This is a genomic window from Bacillus sp. YKCMOAS1 (assembly GCF_030268125.1).
In the GTDB taxonomy this organism is placed as follows: domain Bacteria; phylum Bacillota; class Bacilli; order Bacillales; family Bacillaceae; genus Bacillus; species Bacillus safensis.
Genome location: NZ_BSEI01000001.1, coordinates 984,615 through 992,856 on the forward strand (window position 1 = coordinate 984,615; position 8,242 = coordinate 992,856).

6 protein-coding genes and 1 rRNA gene are annotated in these 8,242 nt (G+C 40.7%); all 7 read left to right on the forward strand.

Annotated features, from left to right (window positions below; translation table 11 throughout):
• The first annotated feature begins 190 nt into the window (after window positions 1-190).
• A complete protein-coding gene (gene dnaN / locus QSJ46_RS04990) occupies window positions 191-1,327 on the forward strand; it encodes a DNA polymerase III subunit beta (protein WP_039175825.1) in 1,137 nt (378 codons plus the stop codon).
• 150 nt (window positions 1,328-1,477) lie between these two features.
• Entirely contained in the window at window positions 1,478-1,693 is a 216-nt protein-coding gene (yaaA, locus tag QSJ46_RS04995) for a S4 domain-containing protein YaaA (RefSeq protein WP_008360916.1), read from the forward strand.
• A gap of 16 nt (window positions 1,694-1,709) precedes the next feature.
• Window positions 1,710-2,822 (forward strand): DNA replication/repair protein RecF, encoded by a 1,113-nt coding sequence (recF, locus tag QSJ46_RS05000; protein ID WP_024424075.1) that lies wholly within the window; start codon window positions 1,710-1,712, stop codon window positions 2,820-2,822.
• Between the two features lie 17 nt (window positions 2,823-2,839).
• A complete protein-coding gene (gene remB, locus QSJ46_RS05005) occupies window positions 2,840-3,085 on the forward strand; it encodes an extracellular matrix regulator RemB (protein ID WP_039175827.1) in 246 nt (81 codons plus the stop codon).
• Between the two features lie 57 nt (window positions 3,086-3,142).
• On the forward strand, window positions 3,143-5,059 hold the full coding sequence (gyrB, locus tag QSJ46_RS05010; protein WP_047203629.1) for a DNA topoisomerase (ATP-hydrolyzing) subunit B: 1,917 nt from the start codon (window positions 3,143-3,145) through the stop codon (window positions 5,057-5,059).
• 232 nt (window positions 5,060-5,291) lie between these two features.
• Window positions 5,292-7,796 (forward strand): DNA gyrase subunit A, encoded by a 2,505-nt coding sequence (gyrA, locus tag QSJ46_RS05015; RefSeq protein WP_212040498.1) that lies wholly within the window; start codon window positions 5,292-5,294, stop codon window positions 7,794-7,796.
• 366 nt (window positions 7,797-8,162) lie between these two features.
• A 16S ribosomal RNA gene (locus tag QSJ46_RS05020) occupies window positions 8,163-8,242 on the forward strand; the annotation flags it as partial.

Consider the following 8,242-nt stretch of genomic DNA (forward strand, 5'->3'; position numbering starts at 1 on the left):
TGATATAATGAGTACGGGAAAATGTGAATAACTAGAGCATAGTCATACACAGTCTGTCCACATGTGGATAGGCTGTCTTTCCTTTCTTTTTCTCGACTTATCCACATATTCACAAGCCCTACTATTACTTCTACGATTTTTATTAATAAAATATATATACATGTCATTAAGTAAATTTAGGAGGACCACTATGAAATTCACGATTCAAAAAGATCGTCTTGTCCAAAGTGTCCAAGATGTATTAAAGGCCGTATCCTCTAGAACAACGATTCCTATTTTGACAGGGATTAAAATTGTTGCGTCTGATGAAGGGGTTTCTCTAACAGGAAGCGATTCTGATATCTCAATTGAATCTTTCATTCCTCAAAGAGATGGAGATTTAGAGGTTATCACCATTGATCGTCCGGGAAGTATTGTACTTCAAGCCCGCTTCTTTAGTGAAATTGTAAAGAAACTGCCTATGGCTACTGTCGAAATTGAAGTAGAACAAAATCACCTGACCATCATCCGCTCTGGTTCAGCAGAATTTAACTTAAACGGCTTAGATGCTGAAGAATATCCGCATCTTCCACAAATTGAAGAGCATCATGCATTTCAAATTCCGACAGATCTGCTTAAAAACTTGATTCGTCAAACTGTTTTTGCAGTGTCCACCTCAGAAACACGACCTATCTTGACAGGTGTAAACTGGAAAGTTGAAAAAGGTGAATTAATATGCACGGCGACGGATAGCCACCGTCTTGCTTTAAGAAAAGCGAAGTTAGATATTAACGAGGAAAGTTCGTATAATGTCGTCATTCCAGGGAAGAGTTTAACAGAGCTAAGTAAAATTCTTGATGATGGACAAGATCTTGTGAGCATCGTCATTACAGAAACACAAGTTCTTTTTAAAGCACAAAACGTCTTGTTCTTCTCAAGATTGCTGGATGGTAATTATCCAGATACAGCTCGTCTGATCCCACAAGAAAGTAAAACGGATGTCGTGGTCAACACGAAAGAGTTCCTTCAAGCCATTGATCGTGCATCACTTTTGGCAAGAGAAGGACGTAATAATGTCGTGAAACTGTCAGCTGATCCTGAACAAAGCCTTGAAATCTCTTCTAATTCGCCTGAGATCGGTAAAGTGGTGGAGACGGTTCAAGCAGATGATATTAAAGGGGAAGATCTTAAAATCTCCTTCAGTCCAAAATATATGCTGGATGCGTTAAAAGTATTAGAGGGAACCGATATTCATGTAAGCTTCACTGGTGCAATGAGACCGTTCCTGCTGCGTACGCCGAATGATGATTCTATCCTGCAATTGATTCTTCCGGTAAGAACGTATTAATTCAATCTAAAATGGCTGCTGTGTGAGTGCACAGCAGCTTTTCTTCTCGTTTTCCATGCTTTCTTTCATCCCAGTTCGCTTTCCCCCTTTCCTTCTTGTCTTGTTTTTTAGTACAATTAGATATTAGTGATATTGAAAGAGGTCGATACAATGCCTAATCTTATAACCATTGAAACAGAAATGATTACATTAGGGCAGTTTTTGAAATTAGCCGAAGTCATCCAATCTGGCGGAATGGCGAAATGGTTTTTAAGTGAACATGAGGTGTTCATTAATCAAGAGCCAGATAATAGACGGGGACGCAAACTATACCCAGGAGATGTTGTCGAGATAGAAGGTTACGGCACATTTCAAGTTGTGAATTAGAAACGGGTGACAATACATGTACATTCAAAGTCTGGCGTTAACTTCATACCGAAATTATGAACACACCGAGCTTCAATTCGACAATAAGGTGAATGTCATGATCGGTGAGAATGCCCAAGGTAAAACGAACTTGATGGAAGCGATCTATGTATTGTCGATGGCAAAGTCTCATCGTACGTCAAATGATAAAGAACTTATCCGATGGGACCAAGACTATGCTAAAATAGAAGGTAGAGTCATTAAAAAAAATGGTCCACTCCCAATGCAGCTCGTGATCTCAAAAAAAGGGAAAAAGGGTAAGGTCAATCACATTGAACAACAGAAGCTCAGTCATTATGTTGGTGCGTTAAACACCATCATGTTTGCGCCAGAGGACTTAAGTCTTGTGAAGGGCAGCCCGCAAATCCGCAGAAGATTCCTCGACATGGAGATTGGACAAGTTTCTGCTGTCTACTTGCATGATTTATCGCTCTATCAAAAAATCCTCTCTCAGCGTAATCATTACTTGAAACAATTGCAGACAAGAAAGCAAACTGATCAAGCGATGCTGGAGATTTTAACAGAGCAGTTGATTGATGCGGCAGCGAAAGTTGTCAAAAGACGACTGACTTTTACGAAACAGCTCGAAAAATGGGCGCAGCCGCTGCATTTTGGGATTTCTAGAGAGCTAGAAACACTCACGCTCCAATACCAGACGGCAATAGAGGTATCAGAAGCGTCAGACTTGTCGAAAATAAAGAATAGCTATGAAGAATCGTTTCAGAAACTAAGAGAGAGAGAAATAGACCGAGGGGTGACACTGTGGGGACCTCACAGAGATGACCTGCTTTTCTTTGTAAATGGTCGGGATGTTCAGACATATGGCTCTCAAGGGCAGCAAAGAACAACAGCTCTTTCACTAAAGCTGGCAGAAATTGATCTGATACATGAAGAAATCGGAGAATATCCTATTCTTCTACTTGATGATGTGTTATCTGAACTTGATGATTACAGACAGTCTCATTTGCTCCATACCATTCAGGGACGTGTCCAGACCTTCGTCACCACAACAAGTGTTGAAGGTATCGATCACGCCACCCTGAAAGAAGCGGAAATTTTCAGAGTAGCCAGTGGAAAAGTAATTGACTGATAAATGAGGTGTGAGTCTTGTATATTCATTTAGGTGATGATTGTGTTGTTTCTACACGAGAGATTGTCGCAATTGTTGATTACAAAATGAGGTCGTCTTCTGTTGTAGAAGAGTTTCTACAAAAACAAGAGAAACAAATCATTTCGTTATCCCAAGGGACACCCAAATCCATTGTCGTCACAACTGAATCTGTTTATTACTCTCCTCTTTCCTCAAGCACGCTCAAAAAACGTGCTTCGTTTGTGATTGAAATTGAAGTCTAAAAGCTCAATTCATATAAATATATCGTTTAAGAAAAGTGTAGGTGAATGTACGTGGCAATGGAACAGCAACATAATAGTTATGATGAAAATCAGATACAGGTGCTTGAAGGACTAGAAGCTGTTAGAAAACGTCCAGGAATGTACATTGGTTCAACCAATGCAAAAGGACTTCACCATCTTGTATGGGAAATTGTCGACAACAGTATTGATGAGGCATTAGCTGGTTATTGTACAGACATTACAGTGCAAATTGAAAAAGATAACAGCATTACAGTAAAAGATAATGGCCGCGGGATTCCTGTTGGAATTCATGAGAAAATGGGGCGTCCTGCCGTAGAGGTCATTATGACTGTTCTTCACGCTGGCGGTAAATTCGACGGCAGCGGTTATAAAGTATCAGGCGGTCTGCATGGTGTAGGGGCATCTGTTGTAAATGCATTATCTACTACCTTAGACGTGACCGTATACCGTGACGGAAAAATTCATTATCAGCAGTTCAAACGCGGCGTTCCAGTGGGAGATTTAGAGGTTATTGGTGAAACAGATGTAACTGGGACAACCACTCACTTTGTGCCAGATCCAGAAATTTTCAATGAAACCATTGAATTTGATTATGATACACTTGCCAACCGTGTGCGTGAGTTAGCTTTCTTAACAAAAGGTGTAAACATCATCATAGAAGACTTGCGTGAAGGCAAAGAGCGGAAAAATGAATACTGCTACGAAGGCGGTATTAAGAGCTATGTAGAACATTTAAACCGCTCAAAAGAAGTCGTTCATGAAGAGCCTGTATATATCGAAGGTGAGAAAGACGGAATCACGGTTGAAGTGGCATTACAATACAACGATTCCTATACAAGCAATATCTATTCCTTCGCCAACAATATCAACACGTATGAAGGCGGAACGCACGAAGCTGGCTTTAAAACTGGTCTAACGCGTGTCATCAATGATTATGCTCGTAAAAATGGCGTATTCAAAGATGGGGATTCGAATTTGAGCGGTGAAGATGTGCGAGAAGGCTTAACAGCCATTATCTCCATCAAACATCCAGACCCTCAATTCGAAGGACAAACGAAGACAAAGCTTGGGAACTCAGAAGCCAGAACCATCACTGACTCCCTTTTCTCTGAAGCACTTGAGAAATTCTTGCTTGAAAATCCTGATTCTGCGAAAAAAATTGTGGAAAAGGGACTGATGGCGGCTCGTGCAAGAATGGCTGCCAAAAAGGCTCGTGAGCTGACAAGACGTAAAAGTGCGCTGGAAGTCTCCAGCTTACCTGGGAAACTTGCGGACTGTTCTTCAAAAGATCCATCCATCTCTGAGCTCTATATTGTAGAGGGAGATTCTGCGGGCGGATCTGCTAAGCAAGGCCGTGATCGTCACTTCCAAGCAATCTTACCGTTAAGAGGGAAGATCCTAAACGTAGAAAAAGCTCGTTTAGATAAAATTTTATCGAACAACGAAGTTCGCGCAATGATTACAGCGTTAGGAACTGGAATCGGAGAAGACTTCACTTTAGAGAAAGCACGCTATCACAAAGTTGTGATCATGACAGATGCCGATGTAGATGGAGCGCATATCCGAACGCTTCTCTTAACATTCTTCTATCGTTACATGCGTCAAATCATTGAAAACGGTTATGTGTATATTGCACAGCCGCCTTTATATAAAGTGCAGCAAGGAAAACGTGTGGAGTACGTGTATAACGATAAACAGCTGGATGAGCTGTTAAAATCACTACCTCAAACACCAAAGCCTGGACTCCAGCGTTATAAAGGTCTTGGAGAGATGAATGCGACTCAGCTTTGGGAAACAACAATGGATCCTGATGCGAGAACACTTCTTCAAGTCACACTTGAGGATGCGATCGATGCTGATGAGACATTTGAAATGCTGATGGGAGATAAAGTAGAGCCAAGACGGAACTTTATCGAAGAAAATGCACAATACGTGAAAAACCTTGATATTTAGATGAATCCCTTCTGAGAACAACCTTATTTCTTGTTTGGAATAAGGTTGTTTTTCAAGAAACAGGGGTGTGAAACGAATGTCCTGGTTTTCCGTGTTTTCGTTGATTTTCTAGTAAATTAATGTGTATAAAGCCGAGATTATTGATATAATGGAGAATAGTCTTGTGAAGATAAATACATATTTTACTCCCACATAATTTATTTCATGTGATACGTAAAGGGAGGTTCTTATAGTGAGTGAACAACATACACCAAATGTACGCGAAGTGAATATTAGTCAAGAAATGCGTACGTCCTTTTTAGATTATGCAATGAGTGTTATTGTTTCGCGTGCATTACCAGATGTGCGAGACGGATTGAAGCCCGTGCATCGAAGAATTTTGTATGCGATGAATGACCTAGGTATGACAAGTGATAAACCATTTAAGAAATCTGCACGTATCGTTGGGGAAGTTATCGGTAAGTACCACCCTCACGGTGACAGCGCTGTATATGAAGCGATGGTTCGTATGGCGCAAGACTTTAACTATCGAAATATGCTAGTTGAAGGACACGGGAACTTTGGTTCTGTCGATGGAGACAGTGCAGCAGCGATGCGTTATACTGAGGCGCGTCTATCAAAAATCTCAATGGAGATCCTGCGTGATATCACCAAGGATACGATTGATTATCAAGATAACTACGATGGCAGTGAAAGAGAACCAATCGTTATGCCTGCTCGATTCCCGAACTTATTAGTCAACGGGGCAACAGGTATCGCTGTAGGGATGGCAACCAACATTCCGCCTCACCAACTAGGTGAAGTGATTGATGGTGTACTGGCGATTAGTCAAAACCCAGAAATGACAACACAGGAACTAATGGATATCATTCCAGGACCAGACTTCCCAACTGCGGGACAAATCATTGGCCGAAGCGGAATTCGTAAAGCATATGAAACAGGCCGGGGCTCTATTACATTACGTGCAAAGTCTATCATTGAAGAAACATCCAGCGGTAAGCAGCGGATTGTCATCAATGAAATTCCATATCAGGTCAACAAAGCCCGTTTGATTGAAAAAATCGCTGATCTTGTGCGCGATAAAAAGATTGATGGCATTACAGATCTGCGTGACGAGTCTGATCGTAATGGAATGCGGATTGTGATTGAACTGCGAAGAGATGCGAACGCCCACGTTCTATTAAACAATCTTTATAAACAAACAACACTCCAAACGTCATTTGGGATCAACTTATTGGCACTAGTTGATGGACAGCCGAAAGTCTTGTCCCTCAAACAATGTCTTGAATATTATCTAGAGCATCAAAAAGTGATCATTCGCAGAAGAACAGCATATGAACTTCGTAAAGCTGAAGCAAGAGCTCATATTCTAGAAGGTTTGAGAATCGCTCTTGACCACTTAGACGAAGTCATTGCATTAATTAGAAGCTCTCAAACTGCTGAAATTGCGAGAAATGGCTTAATGGAGAACTATAGCTTGTCCGAAAAACAAGCACAGGCCATTCTTGACATGCGTCTTCAGCGCTTAACTGGTTTGGAAAGAGAAAAGATAGAAGAAGAATACAAAGGACTTGTTGATTTGATTGCTGAGTTGAAAGCCATTTTAGCAGACAATGAGAAAGTTCTTGAAATCATTAGAGAAGAATTAACAGAAATCAAAGAACGTTTCAATGATACGCGCCGTACTGAAATTGTGACGGCAGGTATTGAAACAATTGAAGACGAAGATTTGATTCCTGTTGAGAATATTGTGATTACGCTGACTCATAATGGTTATATCAAGCGTCTGCCTGCATCAACATACCGCAGCCAAAAAAGAGGCGGTAAAGGTGTTCAGGGCATGGGAACCAATGAGGATGATTTCGTAGAACAGCTGATTTCAACATCTACCCATGATACGATCCTCTTCTTCTCTAATAAAGGGAAGGTCTATCGTGCGAAGGGATATGAAATTCCTGAATTCGGACGAACGGCGAAAGGGATTCCGATTATTAACCTGCTTGAAGTAGAAAAGGGAGAGTGGATTAATGCCATTATTCCAGTAAGCGAATTTGATGAAGATTCGTATCTCTTCTTTACAACAAGACACGGTATATCAAAACGAACATCATTATCTCAGTTTGCCAACATTCGAAACAATGGACTTATCGCATTAAGTCTTCGTGACGAAGATGAACTGATGGCTGTCCGTTTAACCAATGGAGAAAAACAAATCATCATTGGAACGAAAAAAGGTATGCTGATTCGTTTTGACGAGACAGACGTTCGTGAAATGGGACGTACGGCAGCTGGCGTGAAAGGAATTACGCTTTCTGAGGATGACATCGTCGTTGGGATGGAAATCCTTGAACCAGATGCAAACGTATTGATCGTAACCGAAAAAGGGTATGGTAAGTTAACACCTGAAAAAGAATACCGTGTTCAAAGCCGGGGCGGTAAAGGTCTTAAAACATGTAAAATCACTGATAACAATGGTCCGCTTGTCGCAGTGAAGGCAACGAATGCTGAAGCTGAAGAGGACTTGATGATTATTACAGGAAGCGGCGTGATCATTCGTATGGCCGTTTCAGACATTTCAACAACAGGTCGAGTCACTCAAGGTGTCCGCCTGATTCGTCTTGGTGATGATGAACATGTCGCTACAGTGGCATTAGTTGAACAATCACAAGAAGATGATGAAGAGAATAGTGAAGAAAACGTAGAAACTATAGAGTCAGATCAAGCGCAATCTGAGTAGAAATAAAGCCGGTTCTTCACCGGCTTTATTTTTTTCTAAAAAAACATGAGTTTTTTTGAAATTTATAATGCTTTTTTCATAGATATGTGTTAATCTTTCAAAGGAGCAAAAAGAGGCTCTATTTTTTATCTCTTCTACAGTGGAAACTTCTTAAAAAAATAAAATGTTTTTTAAGAAAAACATTGACTGTTGATAGAGATATATGATATATTTAAGTGGTCGCTTTGAGAGAGTGACACACAAGTTCTTTGAAAACTAAACAAGACAAAACGTACCTGTTAATTCGAGTTTTTATAAAAAAATCCTATGATACTTCATAGGTAGTCAGTCAAACGCTGACGAAAAACAAAACTTCGGTTTTGTACTTTTTCGGAGAGTTTGATCCTGGCTCAGGACGAACGCTGGCGGCGTGCCTAATACATGCAAGTCGAGCGGACAGAAGGGAG